Below are 22,873 nucleotides of genomic sequence, written 5' to 3'. Positions count from 1 at the left end.
GCGGCAGGGTGGAAGGCTACTTGCGGACCCAGCGGCCCAGGCCGTTGTCGTCGTAGAACTTGATGTCGAAGCCCTGGGCCCGCCCCTGGCCCATCTTGAACACGATGGACGCCAGCGAGGCGACCAGTTCGGCTTCGCCCGCGGGCGAGAAGGCGTAGGTATCGCCGTCCCAGTGCCGCAAGGGGAAGCGCATGCCCTTGGGCCCCAGCACCAGGGTCAGCGCGCCGTTGGCCTCCTGGATCTCGGCCGGGCCGTAGTAGGGATTGTCGAACCTGCCGGTGTACTGCGACAGCGCTTTCGACGCCGCCGGCTTGGCGGGATCGGCCTGTCCGGACAGATCGGCCTGGGGTTCGAAGAACGCCTTCATGGCGCCGTTGTAGGCCGCGAACCAGTCGCGCGTGGGCTTGCCGTACAACGCAGTGTCTGTGAACGATGCCGCGACGGATTCGGCCGCGCCCACTGGCGCGCCATTGGTCAGCACCACGATGCCGATGCCGGCGGAAGGGACGATGCGGAAGGTTGTTCCCGTTCCCATCAGGAAGGCGCCGGAATGTCCCATCGAAGGACGTCCGCCCAGTTCGGTGTTGACGTTGAAACCATAACCGTAGAAGCCGGAGCGCGAGTCCAGGTCATGCGCACGGGCGCTGTATGCCTGGGGCGACAGGGCCGGCAGCAGGGCGCCTGGGGCGATCAGGGTCTTGCCCTGGTATTGCCCGTCGGCGAGCAGCAGCTTCAGCCATTCCGCGAGGTCGACGACGGTGGAGGACACGCCGCCCGCGGGCGCCTGCTGGTCGGCGTCGCGCTGGCCCGTGGGAACGAAGCGGCCGTTCTGGTAGGCGTGCAGCACGGCGCGATTGCCGCGCGCCTCGAAGTCGCCGTAGCGGTAGCTGGTCGACTTCATGCCCAATGGTTTGAAAAGCTGTTCGTCGGCCAACTGCTCCCAAGGGCGTCCGGCCGCCTTGGCCACAGCCTGGGCGCCGATGGTGGTGCTGAAGTTGGCATAGTGGTAGGACGTGCGGAAGGCGTCCAGCGGCAGCAGGCGCAGGCGGGCGATCACGTCGTCGCGGCTGAAACCCAGGTCTTCGAGATCGTCGCCCGCCGTGCCCGGCAGGCCGGAGCGATGCGCGAAGAAATCGCCGATCGTGGCGCGTTCGGACACGTAGGCATTGCTCAGCTTGAAGTCCGGCAGGTAGCGCGAGACCGGATCGTCCCAGGCTGCGCGGCCCTTGGACACTTCAATGGCCGCCACCGTCGCCGACAGCGACTTGGAGATCGATGCGATCTGGAACACGGTCTGCGCATCCACCGGCGCCTGTTTGCCGGCCTCGCGCGTGCCGTAGCCCTGCGCCAGCACGGTCTTGCCGTCGATGACCACGGCCACGGCCATGCCCGGAACCTGGCTGCGCTGCATGATGTCCGCGATGATTTGCGGCAGTTCCCGCAGCGCGCGTTCCTTGCTGCCTGCAGGGATGGCGACGGCGTCCGCGGGCGGATTCGGCGCGCTGGCGATGGGCACGGACTGCGACCAGGCTGCGGTGGCGCCGCCCAGCGCAAGAAGGATGACTCCGGTGACGAGCGTGTGTTTGCGGTTCATGATGGCCTCAGAATCCTGCTTGGTAAGCGATGCGGAAAACGCCCTGGTTGATGCGCAGGGCCTGGTCGCGCTGATGCGTGAGCCCGGCCTGCACGATGAAGCCCATGGGCGTGACGTAGGTAACCGCGCCTGAAATGCCCCAATCCGTATCGTCCAGCAGGCCGTACTGCGCCAGCTTCTGGCCGCTGCCGGAAAGCTTGCGCACGGCTGCTGTCGCGGTCAGCTGCCAGCGTTCGCGCGACAACGAGACCGAGGTCACGCCGTTGCCGTTGGACACGGGGGCGCCGCGAAAGGCGCTGGAATAGGTGGCTTCGTTGAACCAGCTCAGGTTCCACGAGTTGGCCAGCGGCGCGTCGTAGCGCAAGCGGGCCGATACCGTGTTGGCGCTTTTTCCTTGATCCGGATCCAGATGCAGCCGGCCCGCGTCCACCCCGCCCGACCATCCTTCCAGTCCGGGCAGATCGCGGAAGTCGTAGGAGAGAATGAAGGACTTCAATTGGTCGCTGAAGAGCGGCGGCTGATCGGGCCCGATGAGGCCGCCGTCCAGGCTGAAGCGTCGGTTCATCGCGGTGTTGTCGCGCTTGAACAGCATGGCGGCCACGGAGTGCGTTCCGCGGCCCGCGGTATCCAGGGTGTAGCGTCCGCCCACCCCGATCGAGCCGCGGAATTCCGAGTTCTCGTTGAAGCCTGTGTACAAGCCGTCGACCACGTGCCAGGCGTCGCCAAAGCCCAGATCCATCTTGCCGCCGTACAGCGCGTAGTTGTCCGCGGTATAGGCGGCGAACAGGTTGTCCAGGTCCAGGCCCAGATCGGAAAACGCATTGTCCTTGGTGTCGTTGGTGGACGAGTTGAAGGTCGCCTTGGTGCGGATCGAAAACTGCCGCGTCAGTTGCAGCACCAGGGCCGCCTCCGCCGTGGGTTGCACGCTGCTCCAGTGCGAGCGGGGAAGCTGGCCGTTGTCGTCCTGCACGCCAAAGAAGCCGGTGTAGCCGGTCATCAGCAGGAAGCGGCCGTTGAGCCGTGGATAGCTTTCACCGCCGTCGCCCAGCTCGCTGTAGGGCGTGAGGAAGATCTCCGTTTTGAAGATGTCCCGGGCTTCCTGCGCGCATGCGCCTTGCGCGGCCATGCTCAGCAGCGCGGCCGTTGCGGCCTGGCGCAGCGGCCGGCAGAATCCGTTCACCGCGCCAACTCGGCCGCCAGTTCACGCACCTGGGAATGGATGTTGTTGAACATGGCGAAGTTCACGCGGCTGGCGACGACGAACACGCCCAGCCCGCGGTTGGGCGACAGCACGGCGTAGGACATGAAGCCGCCCAGGCCGCCGCTCTTGCCCAGCAGCAAGGGCGCGCCATTGCGCGGCAGGGTCACGACCCAGCCCAGGCCCATGCCGTCGGCGTCGGTGACTTCCGTGCCTACGACGGACTTCAGTCCGTCATAGGGCAGCCACATCGTGTGCGCCAGCAACGACGCCTGCTTCGATTGTTTGGCGCCGTCCAGGTGCCAGCGCATCCAGCGCGCCATGTCGTCGGCGGTGGAGTAGATGCCGGCGCTGGCGTACATCACGTCCGGCACCGGGGCATTGGGATCGGGCTTGTCGAAGGGATCCAGCCCGGTCATCAGGCGCTTTTTCTGCGCGTCGTCAAGCGCATTGGTGGTGTCGGTCATGCCGGCGGGCTTCAGCACCTCGTTGGCCAGCACGGTGGAATAGTCCGCGCCGCCGGCCTTGGCCAGCGCATCGCCCAGCAGGCCGAAGCCCAGGTTGGAGTACAGCGTGGTGGTGCCGGGCACATAGGCCGGCTTGTGGCTGCCGATCCATTTCCAGTAATAGGCGCGGTCGAACGCGGCGAACGGATTGTCGGAGGGCTTGGCGTCAGGATTGGGCAGTTCACGCGGCAGGCCGGCCGAATGCGTGGCCAGGTCCAGCAGCGTCAGCGGGCGGCCGTTGGTTTCGACCTTGGCGTTTTCCGGCGCATATTTGGCCAGCGGATCCGTCAGCTTGAGCTTGTCCTTGGCTGCCAACGCCGCCAACACGTCGCCAGCGAACACCTTGGATACTGAAGCGATCCTGAAAATGGAGCGGCCATCCGGCTCCACGCCGCTGCCGGGCGCGGTTTCGCCATAGCCCTGAATCACGACCTCGTCGCCGCGCACGGCCGCGATGATCATTCCTGGCGCACCCGAGTTCAGGTACAGCTGCATGCCGGCCATGGAGACGGCATCCTGCAGCGCCAGGTCGGCCGCGCGGACCTGGCTGGCGCCCAGTGCGCAGGCGGCGCTCAAGGCTAGGGAGGTGATGCGCGGCAGTATGCGGGACGTCAGCATGCGGTTCTCTCTGCGGGACTTCGGGAACGGATGTTCCTTCGCCTGCGATGATCCCAAAAACTCGTTGCGCGGCCACTTGCGGCAGGACGAAACAACATGCCGGCATGACGAACTGCATATTTCAGAGGCGCGCCGGGTTCAGATGCCCATGCGTTCGCGCAGCGGCTTGCGGTAGGAGCGCGACACCGGCCAGGTCTCGTCCACGGCCCGCATCCGGATCAGCCACTTGTCCACGCTGCGGCGGTCCACGTCCATGACATGCAACGCGTTCGCAATGGCGGTGCGGTGCACCCGGAAGAAGGTTTGTTCCGGCAGGAGGGTCGACCATATGCCCAGCGCGCGCGAGTCCAGCACCATCGACCCGTCTTCCAGCCAGATTTCGCTGTAGTTGCCCGCCGAGCGCACGCCTACGATGGTTTCAGGCTGCACGCCGCGGACCACGCCTCGCATGCTGAGATAGATCACCGATGTGGCGCTGTCGTAGCGCGGCGCGCGGCCGCGCTCGCGGCTGTTGCCGTATTTGGCCTGGCCTATCAGGTTGGCGCATTGGTAGAGGGCGCGGACTTCGGCGGCGGACCAGGCCCGGTGCCGCACGGTGGTGTCGAAGCCGATGATGCCGTAGAGCTTCCCGTCATGGAAAACCGGCACGCTCAGCACGCTCTTGTTGCCCTGGCGCTGGAATTCGACCTGGATGGCGCGCGCGGTGCGGGGCAGGTCGTTGACGTCGTGGATGGCGACCGCCTGGCCTTTGACCATGAATTTGTGCAGCCAGGCGATCAGCGTGGTCGGCACGTCCTGGAGTTCGGCGACGAAGGGTTCGGTCTTTCCGCGGCACCATTCATGGGTATTGCGCAGGCGCAGCATGTCCGGGCGGTACTCGATCATCCATGACCGGTCCACGTCCGAGGTCTCGCCCATGTAGGCCAGCTGTTCGGAGATCGCGTCGTCGGCGGGGAGCTTGAGCAGGCTCATCGCGCAGTGGTAGAGCCAGTCCGACGAGGGATCGGGTTCAAGCAGGGTGGCGGGGTGAGTCTGGTACTGGACTGCATCCTTCACTTGCGGTTCCCCCCTGCGGCGACATGGCGCTTGGCGCGCTCGCGGGCCGGGCCCCGCGGCTAGGCTGGATTTTCCCTCTGGTAACGAGGGATGACAAGATCTGAAATCATCATCGCACCGTGGTCGGCGTCGCCGCCTGGGAGGCCTGCGTCGGCATGCGGCCCACGCTGAGCGTGCCGGGATCCTCTGCAGAGGGGCGCACCACCGCCGCCTTGTTGGCGTCGTTGGCGCCGAGCTTGGGCAGGTCGATGGGGCGCGCGGCCACGGTTTCGAAGGGGCCGCCGCCGGCCGATGGCACACCCTCCAGGGTCACGCCGCGGGTCCAGTTGCCATCGTGGCGCGACAGCACCTCGTAGCGCTGCGGGGCGCCGGTGGCGCGGGCGACGATGTAGAGCGTGCCATTGACCAGATTGAGCGCAGGCGGCGAGGCGGCCTGGGCGTCGAGCTTGGACGGCCTGCCGTGTTCCACCAGCCACAGTTGTCCGCCGGCGCGTTCCAGCACGGCAATCATGACGTTGCCGCCGGCGTCGGCGCTAATGGCTGGGCGGCCGATATAGGGCACGCCCATGTCGGTCGGCGCGCTCCATTCCATGTCGAGATCGGTGGTGTCGCCGGTCTCCATCAGGCGGGTCAGATGGTTGTTGCCGCGCTGGCGGAAATAGAGTTCGACGCGGTCCTGGTGATTGCGGATCGCCGCCAGGCCGCCGGCGGCCTGGGGCGCGGGCACGCGGCGCCAGTCCTGCCATTCGGGGAGCTGGCCTTTGGCGGCCGGCAGTTGGCGGGTGTAGTGGAGCTCGCCGGTCCCGGTGAGCGCGAAGATGATGTAGCGTCCGTCGCCGCCCAGCGCCGCAGCGGGGGCGCCGGTCACGCCCTCCAGCGGCGGCAGGTCCTGCCAGGCGCCCCAGCTGCCGTCGACGCCGGAGGGCGTGATCCAGTGCAGCAGGCCGTCGTAGCCCAGCGCCACGGCGGCGGCTTCGCCGCGCGGCGCAACCGCCGGGATCTGGGTCACGCGCAGGCCGCCCAAGGCCTGCCAGCCTTGCCAGGTGCCGTCGTGGCGCTGTTTGTTGGCCCACACGCCGCCCAGCGGGTCGCGCGCCATCAGGCCGGCCGTGCCGTCGGTATGGGTGTACGACACCAGCGGGCCGTTGGTGCGCCCGCCCAGGCTTTGCCAACGCCGCTGGTCCGCGTCCCAGCGGTTGACGGCGCCATTGGTTTCGCCGGCAGCGAACACCACCAGGCCGCCGCGCCCGTCCGGGTAGAGCTGCGGCGCGATGTCCTGGCGCGACACGTAATAGGCGCGCTGCACCCAGGCGGCCGCGGGGCCGGCGGGCTCCTTGCAGCCGGTGGGGCCGGCGCAATAGTGGTAGTCGTTCCAGGCGTAGTGCTGGAAGGTCAGCGACTTGCTGGCGATTTCGGCCTGAGTCAGGTTGGTGGCGCGCTCCTGGCTGGGGTAATCGACGTAGCCCATCTCGGCGTAGTTGCCGGGCGCGCGCAGCATGGCTTCGCGCGCCAGCCGCGCGCTGGCGATATGGTCGGGATGGCCATGGCCGGCGCAGCGCCAGCACAGCTGCGTGTAAGGCACGGCGATCGTATCGTCGAGATGGCGTACCGTGGTCGGCGCGTACTGGCGGATCAGGTCGGCCAGGGTGTCGATCAACTGTTCGCGCGTGTAGGACTCGGCATAGGGGCCGAGCGTGTCGACGTTCTGGCCGGGTACGGATTCAGTGCGGCTCAGCGGCGTCAGGCTGCCCCAGCCCTTGCCCAGCCAGGGATCCTTCAGGCGCATGTGCCAAAGCTGCACGCGCGGATTGCCCTTGAGGGTAAAGCGCGCGATGTGCCGTCCGCCCGCGATGCCGGCGTCTTCCTTCCATTCGTCCGGTTGATGCGCCATATAGGCATAGGCGGAGCGCACGCCGCGCTCGCGTCCCAGCATGTAGGTATCGCCTTCGCCGGCATCGCTTGCGGTCAGGTAGACCAGCCGCACGCAGCCGCCTGCCTGGATGTTGGAGGCGATGTCCGGGTTCATGAACAGCAGGTCGTCGTCCAGGTGGGCGACGAAAGCCATGTCCTTGATGCCATGGCATTGCGCCAGCGTCGGCGGAGCGGCGAACGCTTGGGCGGAGAGCAGAGTGGCGACGGTACAGAGTAGCGCCCGGCCAAGGGGGCGCAGCATGGCCAACAAGACGTGCATAACGGGGCGCAGCAGAAAAGGCGCGGCGCGTAAGGGGTATTGAGGTGGGACCAGTATAGCGGTGCGGGATGGCGGTAAATGGGGGCGGTACAGACGGCCCCGTGGCCCTCATTCCGGCATGGCGCGGCCGGTCCGCCCGCGCTAGCGGTTGGGCGCGGCCATGGCCTTATCGCCCTGGTACGGGCTGAGATCCAGCCCCGCCTGCTGGAAGCGCCGCACGATTGCCGGCAGTTGCTTGCTTTGGCTTGCGCCGTCGACGGCCTGGATGGCCTGGCGGCATGTTTCGATGTCCTTCGGGCAGCCGTGGCCGGGCGCCAGCAGGCTGGCGTACACCGATATGTTGACGGCCAGCTGGGACACCTGGACGGCGGTCGGCTTGCCCAGGTAGAAGTCGTCCAGGTCGCGCTTGAGGCGGGCAGTCTCCTCTTTGCCGGCAAGCGCGCCGTCGCGGCAGTCCATGAAGGTGGGTGACTCGTCGATCAATTCCATGCGGCTGCATGCCAAGGCCAGGCGTGGAGCGGGCAGGAGGCCCGCCGGCAACTGGGCCTGGACAGTCGGCGATCCCGAGGTGGCGAACGACACTATCCGTCCGTTCGTGCGCTTGCCGGCATCGACCGGGCCGGCGATCAGCATGGTCACATCCAGCGACGCAGGAAAGCGCGCAGTCGGGCCGTTGGCATAAGCCCGGGACACGGTTTCGGCGGTCGCGGCGGGCAGGCCGAGCCTTGCGCCGATAAGGCTGTTGCCGCCTTGCAGGTAGGTGTCGAGCTCGTCGCGCAGCACGGCTTCCAGCACGGCCGCCTCGGTGGCGGAAAGACTGTAGGCGGCGCTGGCCAGCGTGGGGACCAGCAGGCCCAACATCGCGCAGAGCTTTTTCATGGATACGTTGCGGCAGTGTGGTTCGGCGCGCAAGGGTAACCGGTTTGCGCGCGCAGCGTGGAGGGCGTCAGTTCGCGCCGGCGCTGGCCAGCAGCCAGTCGCGCAGGCGTTCATGCGCGGCGTCGGCGCGGACCGCATCCTTGCGCAGGCACAGGCTGAAGGCCGCGCCGCTTTCGATGAAGCCCAGCGGCGCGGCCAGCCTGCCTCGGTGCAGTTCGGCCTCCACCAGCACCGCCGGCGCGATGGCCACGCCCAACCCGGCCGCGGCGGCCTCCAGCATGTGGCCCAGATGGTCGAACTCGCGCCCCGCTTGCCGTGGCGTCAGCGCGATGCCCTGGCGCGCCGCCCAATCCTTCCAGGCGTCGGGCCGCGAACTGGTGTGCAGCAGCGGCGTATCCAGCACGTCGGCCGCATCGCGGATATGCGCGGCCAGGGTCGGGGTGCAGACCGGGCCTATGGTTTCGGCGAAGAGCGGGGTGACGCCCCATTCTTGCGGCCAGGCGCGCCCGGCCAGGATCAGCGCATCCACGCGCTGCGTGTTCAACAGGGCGGCATCTGCGGCTGTCTGCAGCCTGATGCGGATGTCCGGATGCAGGGCTTCGAATTGTTCAAGCCGCGGGATCAACCAGTTGGAAAGAAAGCTGGCGGGCGCACCCACCGCCAATTCGGCCGGCTGCGTGCCGCGCCTGAGTTCGTCGCAGCGGCGCTCCAGCAGGTCGAAGGCGTCATGCGCCGCGCGCTGCAGGTCCAGGCCCGCCGCGGTCAGGTGGACGCGCCCCGCGCGCCGCTCGAACAAGGCGCAGCCCAGCCATTCTTCCAGTTGCCGGATCTGCTGGCTGACTGCGCTATGGGTCACGCAGAGTTCCTTGGCGGCCAGCGTGAAACTCGCCTGGCGGGCCGCGCTGTCGAAGAATCGCAGGGCATTGAGGGATGGCAGACGTCTCATGATTGTTAGCTGAGCTTACATATATGGGAAATAAATCATTGATTCAAATAAGTATTTTGTGACGATAGCATAAGGAAAATCCTACTCATCCCGTCACGGAAAACCTATCCATGCCACTCGCCATCCATCCGGCCGCGCCCGACAGCCGAGGCCAATTCGGCCCCTACGGCGGCCGCTACATGCCCGAAACGCTGGTCCCCGCCCTGGACGAACTTGAACGCCAGTTCAAGGCGGCGCTGGCGGACGAGGACTTCTGGCAGACCTACCGCGGCCTGCTGGCCGACTATGTGGGCCGGCCGAGCCCGCTGTTCCTGGCGCGCGGCGTTTCCGGGGAGCTGGGCGGCGCGCAGGTCTACCTCAAGCGCGAAGACCTCAACCACACCGGCGCGCACAAGATCAACAACTGCCTGGGGCAGATCCTGCTGGCGCGCCGCATGGGCAAGCGCCGCATCATTGCCGAAACCGGCGCGGGCCAGCATGGCGTGGCGACTGCCACCGTCTGCGCCCTGTTCGGCCTGCAGTGCGTGGTTTACATGGGCGCCGAAGACATGGAGCGCCAGTCCGTCAACGTGCGCCGCATGCGGATGCTGGGCGCCGAGGTGCGCGCGGTGCACGCCGGCACCGCCACCCTGAAGGACGCGATGAACGAGGCCTTGCGCGACTGGATCGCCCATCCCGCCGACACGTACTACCTGCTGGGCACCGGCGCCGGACCGCATCCTTATCCCTGGCTGGTGCGCGAGTTCCAGAAGGTGATCGGGGAGGAGACGCGCCAGCAGATCGCGGCCAAGACCGGCCGCGTGCCCGACGCCATGGTGGCCTGCGTAGGCGGAGGCTCCAACGCGATGGGGTTTTTCTACCCCTTTCTGGAACTGGCAGACGTGCGTCTGTACGGCGTCGAAGCCGGCGGGCTGGGCCTGGCCAGCGGGGCGCATGCGGCCAGCATCAGCGCGGGCCACGAGGGCGTGCTGCACGGCTGCCGCAGCTATTACCTGCAGGACGAAGACGGCCAGATCGTCAACGCGCATTCGATATCGGCCGGCCTCGACTATCCGGGCGTCGGGCCCGAACACGCCTTGCTGCATGACCGCAAGCGCGTGGACTACGTGTCGGTCACGGATGCCGAGGCCGTGTCGGCCTTCCATTGGCTGACGCGCAAGGAAGGCATCCTGCCCGCGCTGGAAAGCGCGCATGCGCTGGCCTATGTGCGCAAGCTGGCGCCGCGGATGGCGCCCCACGAGATTCTCGTCGTGTGCCTGAGCGGACGCGGCGACAAGGACATGGACACGGTGACTCAATTTGGCGAGGTGGCGGCATGACCCGGCTTGATCGAACCTTGGCGGAGCTGCGCCAATCTGGACGCAGTGGGCTGGTGACCTATTTTGCGGCGGGCGATCCCGATCCTGCCGCATGCCTGGAGCTGCTGCGCGGCTTGCGCGCGGCGGGTGCGGACGTGATCGAACTCGGCATGCCGTTCAGCGATCCGGTCGCGGACGGTCCCGTGCTGCAGCGGGCCAACGTGCGTGCGCTGGCCGGCGGCCAGACCCTGAAGCGCACGCTGACCCTGGTGCGCGATTTCCGCGAGGCGGACGCGCATACGCCCTTGGTGCTGATGGGCTATCTGAATCCCATCCTGCGGCATGGGGTTGAAGGCTTCATCGAGGACGCGGCCGCGGCGGGCGCGGACGGCCTGATCCTCATTGACCTGCCGCTCGAACATGCCGACGAGATCAGCCGCGCGGCGCGCGCGCATGGCCTGCATCTGATCCGGATGTCCGCGCCCACGTCCGAGGACGCGCGGCTGGCGGGCTTGCTGCGCGACGCCAGCGGGTTTGTCTATCACATCATGCTGGCCGGCACGACGGGTGCGGACTTGCCTGACGAGCGCCGCATCGCGCAGGATCTGGACCGGCTGCGCTCGCATACCAGGCTGCCGGTGGCTGCGGGCTTCGGCGTGCGTTCGCCTGATGAAGCCCGGCTCGTCGCGCGGCATGCCGATCTGGTGGTGGTCGGCTCGCGGCTTGCGCAAGTGCTGGCGGAGCAGGGCGTGGCGGGCGCGCTGGGCGAGGTGCGGGGGCTGGCGGCGGCGCTGCGGGGGTAGACGGCGCGTGCGCCGTCCTGAAAGGCCGGGCAGCGCGCATGCCTCAGGCGTACCGCTCCAGCCGGAACGGCCTGATATCGACGGGTGTTTCGTTCCCCTGGATAAGGGCGGCCAAGGTTTCACCCACCGCGGGACCGATGCCGAATCCGTGTCCGGAGAAGCCGGATGCCAAGTAAAGCCCCGGCACGGCGGCGACCGGCGCGATGACAGGCATGGCGTCCGGCGTCACGTCGATGTAGCCGCCCCAGGATTGCGCGATGCGGGCCTGCTGGAACACGGGGAAGGCGCGCAGCAGGCGCTCCCAGGCCTGGTCGATCCCGCGTTTGTAAGGCGCGGGATCGAGCACGCGGCAGCGCTCGTAAGGCGTTTCGCGGTCGGCCGGAAAGCGGCGCGGCGTCGCCAGTTCTTCGAAGAAGCGCTTGCTGAAGCGGATCCGGACCAGCGAGTTGTTGGCGATCCAGGCGCGCAGGAACTTGCCCATCAGGCGGAAACTGTCCGGCACCAGTTCGGCCAGCGAGGCCGAGAACTGCGAGACGGTATAGCCGCCGTCGGCGCGCTTGCGGCAGGTGAAGTCCTTGCCGTTGATTGCCAGCGAAACGCCGGCGTCGAAAGGTTCGGTGCGCAACACCGAACCGCGCACCTTCAACTGCGGAAAGTCCACGCCCAGATTGCCGCAGAACAGGCGCGACCAGCCGCCGGCGGCCACCAGCACCGCCTGCGCGCGCAGCGTACCGCGTTCGGTGATGACGGTGTCGGCGCGGCCGGCGCTGGTCTCCACGCCGCGCACGGCGCAGTTTTCGTATATCAGCGCGCCGGCTTGGCGCGCCAGCGCCGCGACGCCCTGGGTGGCGATCTGCGGCTCGGCCACCCCGTCGGCGGCGCTGTAGAGCGCGCCCGTCCAGGCGCGTCCGGAACTGGGCAGCAGGCGCAGGGCTGCTTCGCGGCCCAGCATGTCGGCCTCTACGCCATAGGCGCGCGCCTTGGCCAGCCAGCTTTCGTGCTCGGCGGCGTCCGTCTCGTTTTCTTGCAGGTAGACCAGCCCGTTGCGGCGGTAGCCGACTTCGACCTGGGCCTGGATCTCGCGCCAGAGCTGGTTGGCGCGCAGCGCCAGCGGCACTTCGGGCAGGTCGCGTCCCAAGGTGCGTACCCAGCCCCAGTTGCGCGAGGACTGCTCGCAGGCCAGCGTGCCTTTCTCGAACAGCGCGCAGCGCACGCCGCCGCGCGCCAGCGCGAGCGCCGTGCTCACGCCTATGATGCCGCCGCCGATGATGGCCACGTCCACCGTGGCAGGAAATTGCGTTTGTGTCGTCATGGCAAAGTGAAAGCGCCAGGGCAGGGGGTCAGGCGGGGTAGCCCAGCGCGTCGCGCAGGCGGTACCAGTTGATGGCCAGCGTGGCGCCGAATTGCCGCGCCGGGTAGAAGGGCATGCGCTCGATGGGCGTGACGGGGAAGTCGAGTTCACCTGCCGGCACGCCGCGGATGGCGTCGGTCAGCACGCGGCCCAGCGCCGTGCCCATGGCCACGCCGCGTCCGCAGTAGCCGTAGGCGGTCCAGATGCCCGGCGCCAGCCGATGCACGCGAGGCAGGTCGTCCATGGTCATGCCCACGCGGCAAGCCCAGCCATGGCGCCAGGCGGCGTCGGCCAACTGCGGGAAGCGCGCGACCGCAGCGCGGCGCAGCTGCTCGCCAGTTGACGGGTCCAGGCGCTCGGACGAGTGCCCGCGGCCGCCGATGACGAAGCGCCCCTCGGGGTCGATCCGGCAGTAGTAGGTGATCTTGCGCGTCTCGGAGATGCCGGCGCGCAGCGGCAACAACTGCTCCTGTAGCGCTTGCGGCAGGGGATCGGTGGCGATCTGCGCGCTGGATACGTTGACGTACGACTGCGCGACGGCCGGCCACAGCCGGTCGGTGTAGGCGTCGGTCGCCAGGACGACGTGGCGCGCCTGGACCGCAAAGCCGTTGACGCTCAGCGTCGCGCCGCCGTCAGGCGTGGGCGCGATGGCGGACACCGGCGAGTGGTCGTGCACCGCCGCGCCTGCGTCCTGCGCCGCGCGCGCCAGTCCGCGCGCGAAGGCCAGCGGCTGCACCGCGCCCGCGCGCTTTTCGCGCAGGCCCGCGGGCCAGAACGAGGATCCGGTGGCTGCGCGCATCGCGCCGGCGTCCAGGTATTCGACGTCGCCGCCATGGGTGTTCAGCTCCCGCGCGCGGTTTTTGAGATAGCTGCCCGATGCCGCCGAGAACGCGCCCTGGATCCAGCCGTTGCGGGTGGGCGAGCAATCGATGCGCAGGCGTTCGGCCAGTTCGAAAAGGTAATCGGCATTGCCGTAGGCAAAGCGCATCATGCGCGTCGCCGTGTCCGCGCCGAAGCGGCGGATCAGCGCGGCAGGGCCGGGCTTGAAGCCCGGCACCACCTGGCCGCCGTTGCGTCCGGAGGCGCGGTGGGCCACTTCATGGGATTCGAACAGCGCCACCTTGAAGCCGGCCTCGGCCAGATGCAAGGCGGCCGACAGGCCGGTGAAGCCGCCGCCGACCACGGCGGCGTCGACATGCAGCGGACCGGCCAGCGCCGGCGAGGCGGCGCGCGCAGGCGCGGTCGCGGCCCACAGCGTGGCTGCGGGCGAAAACAGATCGTTGTTCATGGTGCCGGAGCTACTGGGCGTGGGTGACGCGTTTGAGGAAATCGCGCATGCGTTCGTTGCGGGGATTGGTCAGCACTTCGCGCGAGGGGCCCTGTTCGGCGATACGGCCGTTTTCCAGGAACAGAACGCGGTCAGAGACGTTGCGCGCGAAGTCCATTTCGTGCGTGACGATGACCATGGTCATGCCCTTCTCGGCCAGCGTGCGCATCACGGACAGCACCTCGCCCACGAGTTCCGGATCCAGCGCCGAGGTCGGCTCGTCGAACAGGATGGCCTCGGGTTCCATCGCCAGCGCACGGGCGATGGCCACGCGCTGCTGCTGGCCGCCGGAGAGCTGCTGCGGATAGTGGTTCATCTTCTCGGCCAGGCCGACCGACGCCAGGATCTCGCGGCCGCGCGCGGTGGCGGACTCGACGCTTTCGCCCTTGACGTGCACCGGGCCTTCGATGACGTTCTCCAGCGCGGTGCGGTGCGGGAACAGGTTGAAGCGCTGGAACACCATGGCCACGCGCTGGCGGATGTTCTGGATGTCCTTGCGGCGCGCGTCCACGGTGACGCCGTCGATCGTGATACGGCCGCCGTCGTAGCGTTCCAGGCCGTTGATGCAGCGCAGGAGCGTGGATTTGCCGGAGCCCGACGGGCCGATCAGGCAGACCACTTCGCCCTGCTGGATTTCGGCGTCGATGCCTTCCAGCACGCGGTGGGCGCCGAACGACTTGCTGAGGTTTTCGATCTTGATCATTGGCGGCGCCCCAGTCGGCGTTCAAGTTTGCCGATGAAGTACATCATGGGCAGGCTCATGGCCAGGTACATGAGGGCTACCAGCGTGAAGATGGTGGCGCTCTTGAAGGTGGAAGATGCAATCAGCTTGCTCTGCATGGACAGCTCGACCACGGTGATGACCGCTGTTTGCGAGGAATCCTTCAGCATCATGACCACGTTGTTGCCGTAGGGCGGCAGCGCGACCTTGAAGGCCTGCGGCAGCACCACGCGGCGCATCAGCTTGGCGCGCGACATGCCCAGCGACTGGGCAGCTTCGAACTGGCCGGGATCGACCGCGTCGATGCCCGAGCGGAACACTTCCGACATGTACGAGGAGTACGCGATGCCCAGGCCCAGCGCGCCGGCCTGGAAGGCGGTCAGGCTGATACCGATTTCGGGCAGCACGAAGTACATGTAGAACAGCACGACGATGATGGGAACGCCGCGGATGATGTTGGTGAGGATGCGGCTGGCGTGCGATAGCGGCGCAACGCCGCTGACCCGCAGCAGAGCCCAGAACAGGCCGAGCGCCGTGGCGATGACCAGCGCCGCCGCAGTAATGGCGATGGTCGTCAGCACCCCCTGCATCAGCACCGGGAAGAACTCCGCGGCGTCACTGAAAAATGACTGGAACATCTTGGATACCTGTTAGGCGGCGCGCCGCGGCGGATCGGGCCGCGGCGCTCGGGATCAGGGCGCGACGCCCCACTTCTTCATGATGGCGGCAAGGGTGCCGTCCTGGCGCAGCACATCGATGGCCGCGTTGAGCTGCTTGACGCGTTCGGCGTCTCCCTTGCGCACGGCAAGCGCGATGTTGGTGGGCATGGCAGGCTGATAGCTTTCGACGTAGCGCACGTTGCGCACGCCCTGGGTGCGGACCTGGTAGGAAATCACCGGTCCGTCGCCGAAGGCCGCGTCCAGGCGTCCGAGCGCCACGTCGCGCACCAGGTCGGACATGGTTTCGTACATCTTGATTTCCTTGAGGCCGGGCGCGGCCTTCAACGGCTCGACGTAGAGCGTGCCGATTTGCACGCCGACGGTCTTGCCCTTCAGGTCGGCAATGCTCTTGTAATCGGTCTTGTCCTTCTCCGGCACGATCAGGGCCTCGCCGTACTCCACCACCAACTGCGTGAAATCGACCACTTCGGCGCGCTGCGGCGTCTTGGCGAAGGCCGAGGCGATGATGTCGATCTTGTTGGTCTGCAGGGCCGGCACCAGCGAGGCGAACGGGATGGGCATGACTTCCGCAGTGAAGCCGGCCTGCTTGCCCACTGCGTGGGCGATGTCGATCATCACGCCCTGCAGGGTATTGGTCTTCGGATCCAGGAAGTTGAACGGCACCGCGGTCGGCGTGGCGCCTACCTTGACGGTCTGGGCGTGCGCGCCCGACAGGGCGGCGGCGCACAGCGCCGTCGCCACCAACGTTTTCAACACTTTGTGCAGCATCGGAATCCCCTTGGAAGCTGGAATCGCGCGCCTGCACGGTGTACCGGACGTCCGATTTCGTCCTTGTCAGGTGCGCATTATCGTATCGAATAGCGATAAGCTTATATCGCATGTAGATTTTATAATCCGGCCAAGGAAAGCCTGTCAATCAACTCCGGTTTTAGCTAAGCGCTTTTTATTTAAGGGTTTTCCCGAGATTACCTGATGCGAAAAAGGTAGAATGCATCAAAAGAACCGCGGCTTTTTCTTGCATTCATTTGAATTGGAATGCAATCTCTGCGTATCGAACATTAATAGACTGGGCGGCCTGCGCCGCCCAGCCCAGCCATGAATCCGGAAACCTCCACGCTGTACGTCCAATCGCTGGCCACGGGCATCGCCGTGCTCGATGCCTTCGATGCCGAACACACCTCCATGAGCCTGCCGGACATTGCCGCCGCAGCGGGCATCACCCGCAGCGCGGCGCAGCGCTTCGCGTTCACGCTGGAAGCGCTGGGGCTGCTCAACAAGGACCCTGTCAGCAAGCGCTATTCGCTGTCGTCCCGCACGCTGGACGCAGGTTGCCGCTACCTGGAATCGCATCCGCTGCTGGACCGCGCCAATCCCTTCCTGCTGGAACTCAATCGCAATGCCGGCGAAACCGTGAACCTGGCGGAGCCGGCCGGGCAGGACATGATCTACATCGGCCGCTTTCCCAGCCCCTTGCGGTTACTGGTGCACATGCCCGTGGGCCGGCGCATCCCGATGTACTGCTCCTCCACCGGGCGCGTGTACCTCGCCGGCATGAGCGACGAGCAAGCTTGCGAGGCCCTGGAGGCCAGCGAGCGCGTGAAGTACACGGCCAACACGCTGACCGGCCTGGATGAACTGATGGCGCAGATCCGCCTGTCGCGCGAGCAGGGTTACGCCTGCTGCAAAGAGGAGTACTACCGCGGGGATCTGGCGCTGGCGGTGCCGGTCTACGACCTGAACCAGCGTGTGGTGGCGGGCCTGCAGCTGTCCGTGTCGGCGGCCAAGTGGACGGTCAAGCGCGCGGTGTCGCGCTTCGTTCCGATGATGCTGGAAACGGCCAGGCAAATCTCCACGTCGCCACCCACGCCTCGCGCCTTGACGGCGTTCGGCGGCGGCGCTGCGCGCGACCTGCACGCCGAGCCGCCAGGGCGCGTCAGCGGACGCAAGCCGTGAGGCTGGCGGCCGCTCCAGGCAGTTGCGGCTTCAAGCCGTTTGCGGCGTCTTTGTGCCCGGCTCGCCGCGGCGACCAGGCTTGCCATACAGCAGGCGCGCGCACAGGAACGCGCTGAGCGCGCCGGGCGCCGCGCCGATGGTCAGGGGGAAGCCCAGCTCTTCCAGCCAGGGCCTGCCCTGGGAGATAAAACCCGTCAGGAAAACGAAGCCATAGACGGCGCCGACCAGCGCCATCGCGGCATAGGCGCGCCAGGACGGATGCGCCGGCCGCAACGCGCCGGCCACGATGCCGCACAGCAGGGCGGGCACGAAGCCGAAAATGTAAAACCAGGGCAGGGCGTAGACCAGCATGAGCAGGTTCTCGGGATCCCGGGTCACGGCCGTCAGCGCGATGATGACGCCTGCGCCGCCGATGGGCGGCGCGGCCACGCCGTAGAGTGCGCCGCCCGCGACCAGATCGCTGCCCAGGCGCCGGCCGGCAGTGCCCATTGTGTGTTGCCGCCTGCGGCGGTAAGCGATGGCGGCGAGAGCGCCTAGAAGCAGTATGCCGGCCGAGATATAGGGGGTCATCGCGTCATGCAGAATGTGGGCGGGAGTGGCATGGCCGGCTTGCCGCGGGAAAGCGGCAAGCCGGCGCAACAGGTCTGATGATACCGTGGCGGCCGGCCAGGTTTTCCTGCGCGCGCCGCGCCCGCATCGCACGCAGCGCCATTCTGCGGCGGCGCGGCGCTCAAGTCGGGTCGTTGCCGGCGCGCGCGTCAGCGGCGCCGGCGCTGTCGTTCAATGAGCTGGCCAGCGCGGGGGCGGCCTCGTCCGCTGCGGGCTGTTGCTCCGTGCGCCGCATCAGCCGTTTGCTCACCATGGCGGCGACGAAGGCATTGCGTTGGGCCGCGTTGTAACCGGGGTGGCTGAGTTCGCGTACGTATTCGTTGATCACGGGTTTCATGGATGTTCTCTCGTCTTGAGGCCAGGCAGGGGCCGGGCGTGTTGGCTTGCATCGGCGCGGACGGCTTGCAGCAGGCGCGCCATGGTGACTTCGGCGCCGGTGTCGGCGGTAAAGAGCGCGCGGCTCCAGCGGCGCGCGCGCTGATCCGGCGCGGGCGCCGGAAACTGGACCACGAAGCGCAGCCGCCTCAGGAATGCGCTGTCCAGGTTGGACTTCAGGCTGGCGGCCCGCGACGCCAGGCCGCGGTAGGACTGCATGGGTTGCAACAGGTAGCTGACCTCGATATTGGCGTAGCGGTCATGGCTGTCCTTGACGTTCGCGCGCTTGCCGAAGAGAGCGTCGGCTTCGTCGAAGTACAGGACCGCGCCGCGCTGCTCGACCGACTCGAACAGGCGGCTCAGGTTTTCCTCGGTTTCGGCGATGTATTTGCTGACGATCCTGGACAGGTCGATGCGATGCAGCGCCAGCCCCGTATCGCGCGCCAGTTCCTCGGCAGCCTCGAAGGCCTGCGCCCGAGCGCGCGGGTCATGTTGGACGCCGGTGTCCCAAAACGCGAGGATGCGCGGTTCCGTGGGCGCGTTCATGGCGGACTTCCTTCCGTTTGCCCGGCGCGTTGCTGGACCCGGATGACCACGAACTCGGCCGGCTTGAGCGGAGCGAATCCCACCAGGATGTTGACCATGCCGCGATCCCTGTCCTGTTGCGTGGTGGTCTCGCCATCGCACTTGACCAGATAGGCATCGCGGGGCGTGCCGCCCTGGAAGGCGCCCTGGCGGAACAGTGCATTCATGAAGGCGCTGACGTTCAGCCTGATCTGCGCCCAAAGCGGCTCGTCGTTGGGCTCGAACGCGGCCCACTGCGTTCCGCGCAAGAGCGATTGTTCCAGGTGCAGCGCCAGACGGCGCACCGGCACGTACTTGTATTCCGAGGCGAAGTGGTCCGTGCCTTGCAGGGTCCGCGCGCCCCAGCAGACCGCGCCGCGTCCGGCAAAGGTGCGCAGGCAATTGACGCCCAGGGTATTCAGGTTGCGGCTCTCGTCGTCGCTGACCGCCGCGGCCAGGGACAGGACGCCAGCGAGGCCCGCGTCGATGCCGGCTGGCGCTTTCCAGACGCCGAGGTCGGCGTCGGTGCGCGCATACAGGCCCGCGATCGTGCCGCAAGGCGCGGTCAGGCGCGGCAGGCCATTCTTCAGCGGGTCGGCCGCGCGGGTCCAAGGGAAATACAGCGCGGCATGATCGGACCTGGGCAGCGCCGCACCCATGACTGCGGCCGCCATGGAGGCCGCATCGGCCGCCGCGGGCGGCGCATCGATGATCATGAAGGCGTGCAGCTCTTTGCAGTAGGACACGGCATCGGCCAGCACGATGCTGTGCGTGATGCCGGGCAGGCATAGCAGGTTGAAGGCATGGGCATCGTCCAGCGCGTAGAGGCCCCGGCGCTGCGCGCGCTGGCCGATGAAAGCGGCATGCGCCTCCAGCGGATCGTTCTGCGCAGGCTGCGCCACGCGCACGACCCAGGCTTGAGCGCCGCCGTTCAGGAAGAATTGAAGCACCGCGTAGCCGAGTTCACAGCCCTCGGCCAGCCCGCCGAACTCGCGTTCGTAGTCGGCGAAATCCTGGATGTGGACGGGATGGTTGAGCGGTCCGCGCATGGCCGTGCCCAGGAACGCGGCAACCGAGGTCGGCGCGCCTGCAATGGTGCGCACGCCTGCGGGAATTTCCTGGACATACACCCCGGGATGAGTCAGGGCAGGGACCATGAACTGCTCCTTTCCACGGCGACTTGATGGCGTGAACCTGCAGCAGGAGAGTCTTCGCGGGACGGCCGAAGCGCCGCGGACAGAGGGCCGGGCGTGGGCGCGACACGCCGTAGCGCGGGCGTCTGGCGGGCGTTGCGCCGCGCTTCTAGTTGGATTGCAGCGGAAAGGCAATCGGGCATAAGCAGCAGCCCTGATGAGATGTTTTATAGAAGGTCTGATAAAAGCGGGCAATAGCTTTTCAGCGGTGTTAACGTTCTGTTGCTTATTCAGAAGCCGGCCCTTGCAGGACGCCTTGCAGGCAGGCCGGTCGAGGCTTGGCCCGTAGCGGCGGCGCTGCGGGAAATCAGAGTGGCCGGGGGCCCGACTGGCGGCCGCGGCCCTCAACGAGGAGCGCGAGATGTGTAGCCTGACCCGACTGTGGCGCGTGCATGTTTTCCCGACAACGACGTCTGCGCCCGCGGGTCCGCCCGGGCGCCTGTCTCGCCTCGCTCTCGCGCTTGCCGTGGCCGGCATGGCAGCCGGCGCGGGCCTGACGCCGACCGGCACGGCGCAAGCCCAGGGACAGACCCCGGCGCAAACGGCGCCTGCCCAATCCGATGCGCAGGAAGAGGCCGCGCGTTCGCTGCAATGGCCGCGCAGCTTCGAAGCCGCCGACGGCACGCGGGTGGAGCTCTATCAACCCCAGATCGATACCTGGACTGCCGACCGCATTACGGGCCGCATGGCGGTGGCGGTCGGCGCAGCCAAGGGCAATCCCACCTACGGCGTGGCCGACTTTTCCGCCCGGGCCGAGGTCAACAAGCCGGCGGGCCTGGTGCATCTGTCGGACATCCGGATCGAGCGCGTGCAGGTGCCCACCGCGCCGGAAGCCGCCGCCAAACTGCGCAGCCAGCTTGAAGCCCGCCTGCCCGCCAAGGGCGTGGTCACGCGGCTTGATGCGCTGCAACTGAGTTATACGCTGTCCCAGAACAACCCGGCCACGAAGACCGTCCCGGTGGACAACGCGCCGCCGCGCATCATCTACCGCACCGTGCCGACCGTGCTGGTGCTGATCGACGGCGGACCCGTGCTGGCTGAGGTGCCCGACGCGGCAGGCTGGCGCCGCGTGGTCAACACGCGCGCGCTGATGCTGGCGGACAATGCGGGCCGCTATTTCCTGCAGGCGGCCGGCCATTGGTACGAAGCGCGCACCGCCACCGGGCCGTGGACGGATCTGCCGCAGCCGCCCGCCGCCCTGTTGGCCGCCGCCGACGCGGCGCGCCGCAAGGCCGAGCCGGACCCGATGCTGCCGCATGGCGGCAAGGCGCCGCACCGGGCGCCGGCCATCGCGGTATCCACCGCGCCGGCCGAGTTGCTGGTGACCGTCGGCCAGCCTGAAATGCGGCCGGTGCCAGGGACTTCGCTGCTGTCGGTGGCCAATGCCGATCACGCCCTGTTCATGAATCCGGGCGACAACCGCTACTACGTGCTGGTGTCCGGCCGCTGGTTCCGCGGCGCCAGCCTGGACGGCCCCTGGTACTACGTGCCGGGCAAGCAGCTGCCGCGCGATTTCGCCAAGATTCCATCAAAGGATCCGCAGTCGGGCGTGCTGGCTTCGGTGCCGGGCACGCCGCAGGCCAAGGAGGCGCTGATCGCCTCCACCATTCCGCAGACCGCCACGGTGTCGCGCAGCGCGGCGAAACTGCAGGTGGAATATGCCGGCGGCTCCCCGACGCTGCGGCCCATCGAGGGTACGGCGCTGTATTACGCCGCCAACTCGCAGGTGCCGGTGATACAGGCCGAAGGCCGCTACTACGCCTTGTCGCGCGCGGTCTGGTTCGTGTCGGATTCCCCCCTGGGGCCGTGGCGCGTGGCCGACCATGTGCCGGCGGTCATCTACGCCATACCCGTCAGCTCGCCGCTGCACTACGTCACCTATGTGCAGGTGTACGGCTCCACCCCGCAGAGCGTGGTGTTCGGCTACACGCCAGGCTACATGGGCGTGGTGGCCAGTCCTGACGGCACCGTGGTGTACGGCACCGGTTACGCGTATCCGCCGGTCATCGTGCAGGACACCTGGGTCGGCTATCCGCCCAGCTATGGCTACGACGCGGCTTTCGCCACCGCTACCGGTTTCGCCTTTGGTTTCGTCGCCGGCGAGACCTGGGGGGGCGCCGCTCCCTATTGGGGGCCGTATTGGGGCGCGCCCTATTGGGGTGGCGTCAACGTGAACCAGGTCGACGTCTATGGCGCCTGGGGCGGCTCCGGCGTGGTCACGCACGCGGCCGGCTGGAACGGCTGGACCGGCACCGAATGGCAGGGCACCCACGCCGAGGGCTACAACCCGCAGACCGGCGCAGCCTTCGAAGGCACGCGCGGCGCGGCCTATAACGAGTACACCGGCAATGCGGCTGCCGGGCGGCGCGACGCCTATACCAACCCGACGACCGGCGCCTCGGGCGCGGGCCGGGCGGGCGTGGTCGCCAACGACGACGGCCAATGGGCTGCCGGCCGCCAGGACGTGCGCACCAATACCAACACCGGCCGCAGCACCATCTCGTCGGCCACGGCGACCGGCACGGCGGGCGACGGCGTCAACAGCGTGGACCGGCGCGGCGCCACGTACGACCGCAACACGAATAGCGGCATGGCGTGGAACAACGGCAACGTGTACGCAGACCATAACGGCAATGTCTACGAGCACAACGACAACGGCTGGCAGCAGCACACCAGTTCGGGTTGGCAACCGGTGCAGCCTAGCGCGCAGTCCGGCGGCAATTACCTGAACGGCCAGCGCCAGGCGCGCGACTATTCCGACGACCGCATGGGCGGCACGGAGGGCGGCTGGCAGGACCGCGGCATGCAGGGCGGCGGCTGGCGCGACCGTGGCATGGGCGGCGCGGAAGGCGGCGGCTGGCAGGGCCGCGGCGGGGGTGGCCGGGGTGGCTGGGGCGGTGGCTTTGGCGGATTCCACGGCGGAGGTTTCCGCCGCTGAACGGCAGGCTGCCGGACCGGGCGGTACGGAAAGAGGGCGTGGCGCGCCTGCGGGCCCGCCTTCCATTCCGGCC

The 22,873-nt window shown here is 67.8% G+C and carries 20 protein-coding genes; 4 read left to right on the top strand and 16 right to left on the bottom strand.

Translation table 11 applies throughout. The features are described from left to right. Window positions 1-16 precede the first annotated feature (16 nt). The 7 genes from IB259_RS13420 to IB259_RS13390 form a co-directional block, all read right to left on the bottom strand. On the bottom strand, window positions 17-1,594 hold the full coding sequence (locus IB259_RS13420; RefSeq protein ID WP_192329259.1) for a serine hydrolase: 1,578 nt from the start codon (window positions 1,592-1,594) through the stop codon (window positions 17-19). A 7-nt stretch (window positions 1,595-1,601) separates the two neighbouring features. Further along, window positions 1,602-2,774, bottom strand: coding sequence for a hypothetical protein (locus IB259_RS13415; protein WP_370528701.1), 1,173 nt, complete (start codon window positions 2,772-2,774; stop codon window positions 1,602-1,604). Then, the gene (gene ampH, locus IB259_RS13410; protein WP_054451787.1) at window positions 2,771-3,916 is read right to left on the bottom strand and encodes a D-alanyl-D-alanine-carboxypeptidase/endopeptidase AmpH; all 1,146 of its coding nucleotides are present in this window, start codon (window positions 3,914-3,916) and stop codon (window positions 2,771-2,773) included. Before ampH ends, IB259_RS13415 begins: the two co-directional genes overlap by 4 nt. 138 nt (window positions 3,917-4,054) lie before the next feature. Then, complete coding sequence (locus IB259_RS13405) at window positions 4,055-4,972, bottom strand: GAF domain-containing DNA-binding protein (protein WP_233564540.1); 918 nt, start codon at window positions 4,970-4,972, stop codon at window positions 4,055-4,057. A gap of 109 nt (window positions 4,973-5,081) precedes the next feature. After that, a complete protein-coding gene (locus tag IB259_RS13400) occupies window positions 5,082-7,163 on the bottom strand; it encodes a PIG-L family deacetylase (RefSeq protein WP_054451785.1) in 2,082 nt (693 codons plus the stop codon). A 141-nt stretch (window positions 7,164-7,304) separates the two neighbouring features. After that, window positions 7,305-8,042 carry a hypothetical protein gene (locus IB259_RS13395; RefSeq protein WP_125471237.1) on the bottom strand — a complete coding sequence of 246 codons (738 nt, stop codon included), beginning with the start codon at window positions 8,040-8,042 and terminating at the stop codon, window positions 7,305-7,307. 67 nt (window positions 8,043-8,109) lie between these two features. Then, window positions 8,110-8,988 carry a LysR substrate-binding domain-containing protein gene (locus IB259_RS13390; RefSeq protein WP_119450118.1) on the bottom strand — a complete coding sequence of 293 codons (879 nt, stop codon included), beginning with the start codon at window positions 8,986-8,988 and terminating at the stop codon, window positions 8,110-8,112. 110 nt (window positions 8,989-9,098) lie between these two features. Between IB259_RS13390 and trpB the strand changes: the two genes are divergently transcribed. Then, entirely contained in the window at window positions 9,099-10,307 is a 1,209-nt protein-coding gene (trpB, locus tag IB259_RS13385; RefSeq protein ID WP_054451780.1) for a tryptophan synthase subunit beta, read from the top strand. After that, entirely contained in the window at window positions 10,304-11,089 is a 786-nt protein-coding gene (trpA, locus tag IB259_RS13380; RefSeq protein WP_175160247.1) for a tryptophan synthase subunit alpha, read from the top strand. Before trpB ends, trpA begins: the two co-directional genes overlap by 4 nt. 43 nt (window positions 11,090-11,132) lie before the next feature. Here the strand turns inward: trpA and IB259_RS13375 are convergent, their stop codons facing one another. The 5 genes from IB259_RS13375 to IB259_RS13355 are packed head-to-tail and all read right to left on the bottom strand — an operon-like array spanning window position 11,133 to window position 15,936. After that, window positions 11,133-12,401 (bottom strand): FAD-binding oxidoreductase, encoded by a 1,269-nt coding sequence (locus IB259_RS13375; RefSeq protein WP_192329257.1) that lies wholly within the window; start codon window positions 12,399-12,401, stop codon window positions 11,133-11,135. A gap of 28 nt (window positions 12,402-12,429) precedes the next feature. After that, window positions 12,430-13,728, bottom strand: coding sequence for an FAD-binding oxidoreductase (locus IB259_RS13370; protein WP_192329255.1), 1,299 nt, complete (start codon window positions 13,726-13,728; stop codon window positions 12,430-12,432). A 10-nt stretch (window positions 13,729-13,738) separates the two neighbouring features. Continuing rightward, window positions 13,739-14,470, bottom strand: a complete 732-nt coding sequence (locus IB259_RS13365; protein ID WP_054451772.1) for an amino acid ABC transporter ATP-binding protein — start codon at window positions 14,468-14,470, stop codon at window positions 13,739-13,741. After that, the gene (locus IB259_RS13360) at window positions 14,467-15,126 is read right to left on the bottom strand and encodes an amino acid ABC transporter permease (protein ID WP_054451769.1); all 660 of its coding nucleotides are present in this window, start codon (window positions 15,124-15,126) and stop codon (window positions 14,467-14,469) included. The genes IB259_RS13365 and IB259_RS13360 overlap by 4 nt, the downstream gene beginning before the upstream one ends. A gap of 54 nt (window positions 15,127-15,180) precedes the next feature. Beyond that, window positions 15,181-15,936 carry an ABC transporter substrate-binding protein gene (locus tag IB259_RS13355; protein WP_175160237.1) on the bottom strand — a complete coding sequence of 252 codons (756 nt, stop codon included), beginning with the start codon at window positions 15,934-15,936 and terminating at the stop codon, window positions 15,181-15,183. A 327-nt stretch (window positions 15,937-16,263) separates the two neighbouring features. On the opposite strand from IB259_RS13355, the gene IB259_RS13350 reads away from it, so the two are divergent. Next, a complete protein-coding gene (locus IB259_RS13350) occupies window positions 16,264-17,121 on the top strand; it encodes an IclR family transcriptional regulator (protein ID WP_054451768.1) in 858 nt (285 codons plus the stop codon). A 30-nt stretch (window positions 17,122-17,151) separates the two neighbouring features. Here IB259_RS13350 and IB259_RS13345 read toward each other — a convergent pair whose 3' ends face one another. From IB259_RS13345 to IB259_RS13330, 4 genes are all read right to left on the bottom strand, one after another. Continuing rightward, window positions 17,152-17,610 (bottom strand): hypothetical protein, encoded by a 459-nt coding sequence (locus IB259_RS13345; RefSeq protein ID WP_225596850.1) that lies wholly within the window; start codon window positions 17,608-17,610, stop codon window positions 17,152-17,154. 241 nt (window positions 17,611-17,851) lie between these two features. Further along, window positions 17,852-18,067: a hypothetical protein gene (locus tag IB259_RS13340; protein WP_147400236.1), complete on the bottom strand. Its 216-nt coding sequence runs from the start codon at window positions 18,065-18,067 to the stop codon at window positions 17,852-17,854. Next, window positions 18,064-18,651: an ATP-binding protein gene (locus IB259_RS13335; RefSeq protein WP_054451764.1), complete on the bottom strand. Its 588-nt coding sequence runs from the start codon at window positions 18,649-18,651 to the stop codon at window positions 18,064-18,066. The genes IB259_RS13340 and IB259_RS13335 overlap by 4 nt, the downstream gene beginning before the upstream one ends. Further along, the gene (locus IB259_RS13330; protein ID WP_192329251.1) at window positions 18,648-19,826 is read right to left on the bottom strand and encodes a phage tail sheath subtilisin-like domain-containing protein; all 1,179 of its coding nucleotides are present in this window, start codon (window positions 19,824-19,826) and stop codon (window positions 18,648-18,650) included. Before IB259_RS13330 ends, IB259_RS13335 begins: the two co-directional genes overlap by 4 nt. A gap of 511 nt (window positions 19,827-20,337) precedes the next feature. On the opposite strand from IB259_RS13330, the gene IB259_RS13325 reads away from it, so the two are divergent. Then, window positions 20,338-22,800 (top strand): carbohydrate-binding family V/XII, encoded by a 2,463-nt coding sequence (locus tag IB259_RS13325; RefSeq protein WP_225596878.1) that lies wholly within the window; start codon window positions 20,338-20,340, stop codon window positions 22,798-22,800. Window positions 22,801-22,873: the final 73 nt, after the last annotated feature.

Source organism: Achromobacter sp. ACM04, assembly GCF_014851465.1.
Classification (GTDB): domain Bacteria; phylum Pseudomonadota; class Gammaproteobacteria; order Burkholderiales; family Burkholderiaceae_B; genus Achromobacter; species Achromobacter aegrifaciens.
The sequence above is the reverse complement of the archived record's forward strand: the minus strand, read 5'-3'. Positions and strand labels throughout refer to the sequence as shown.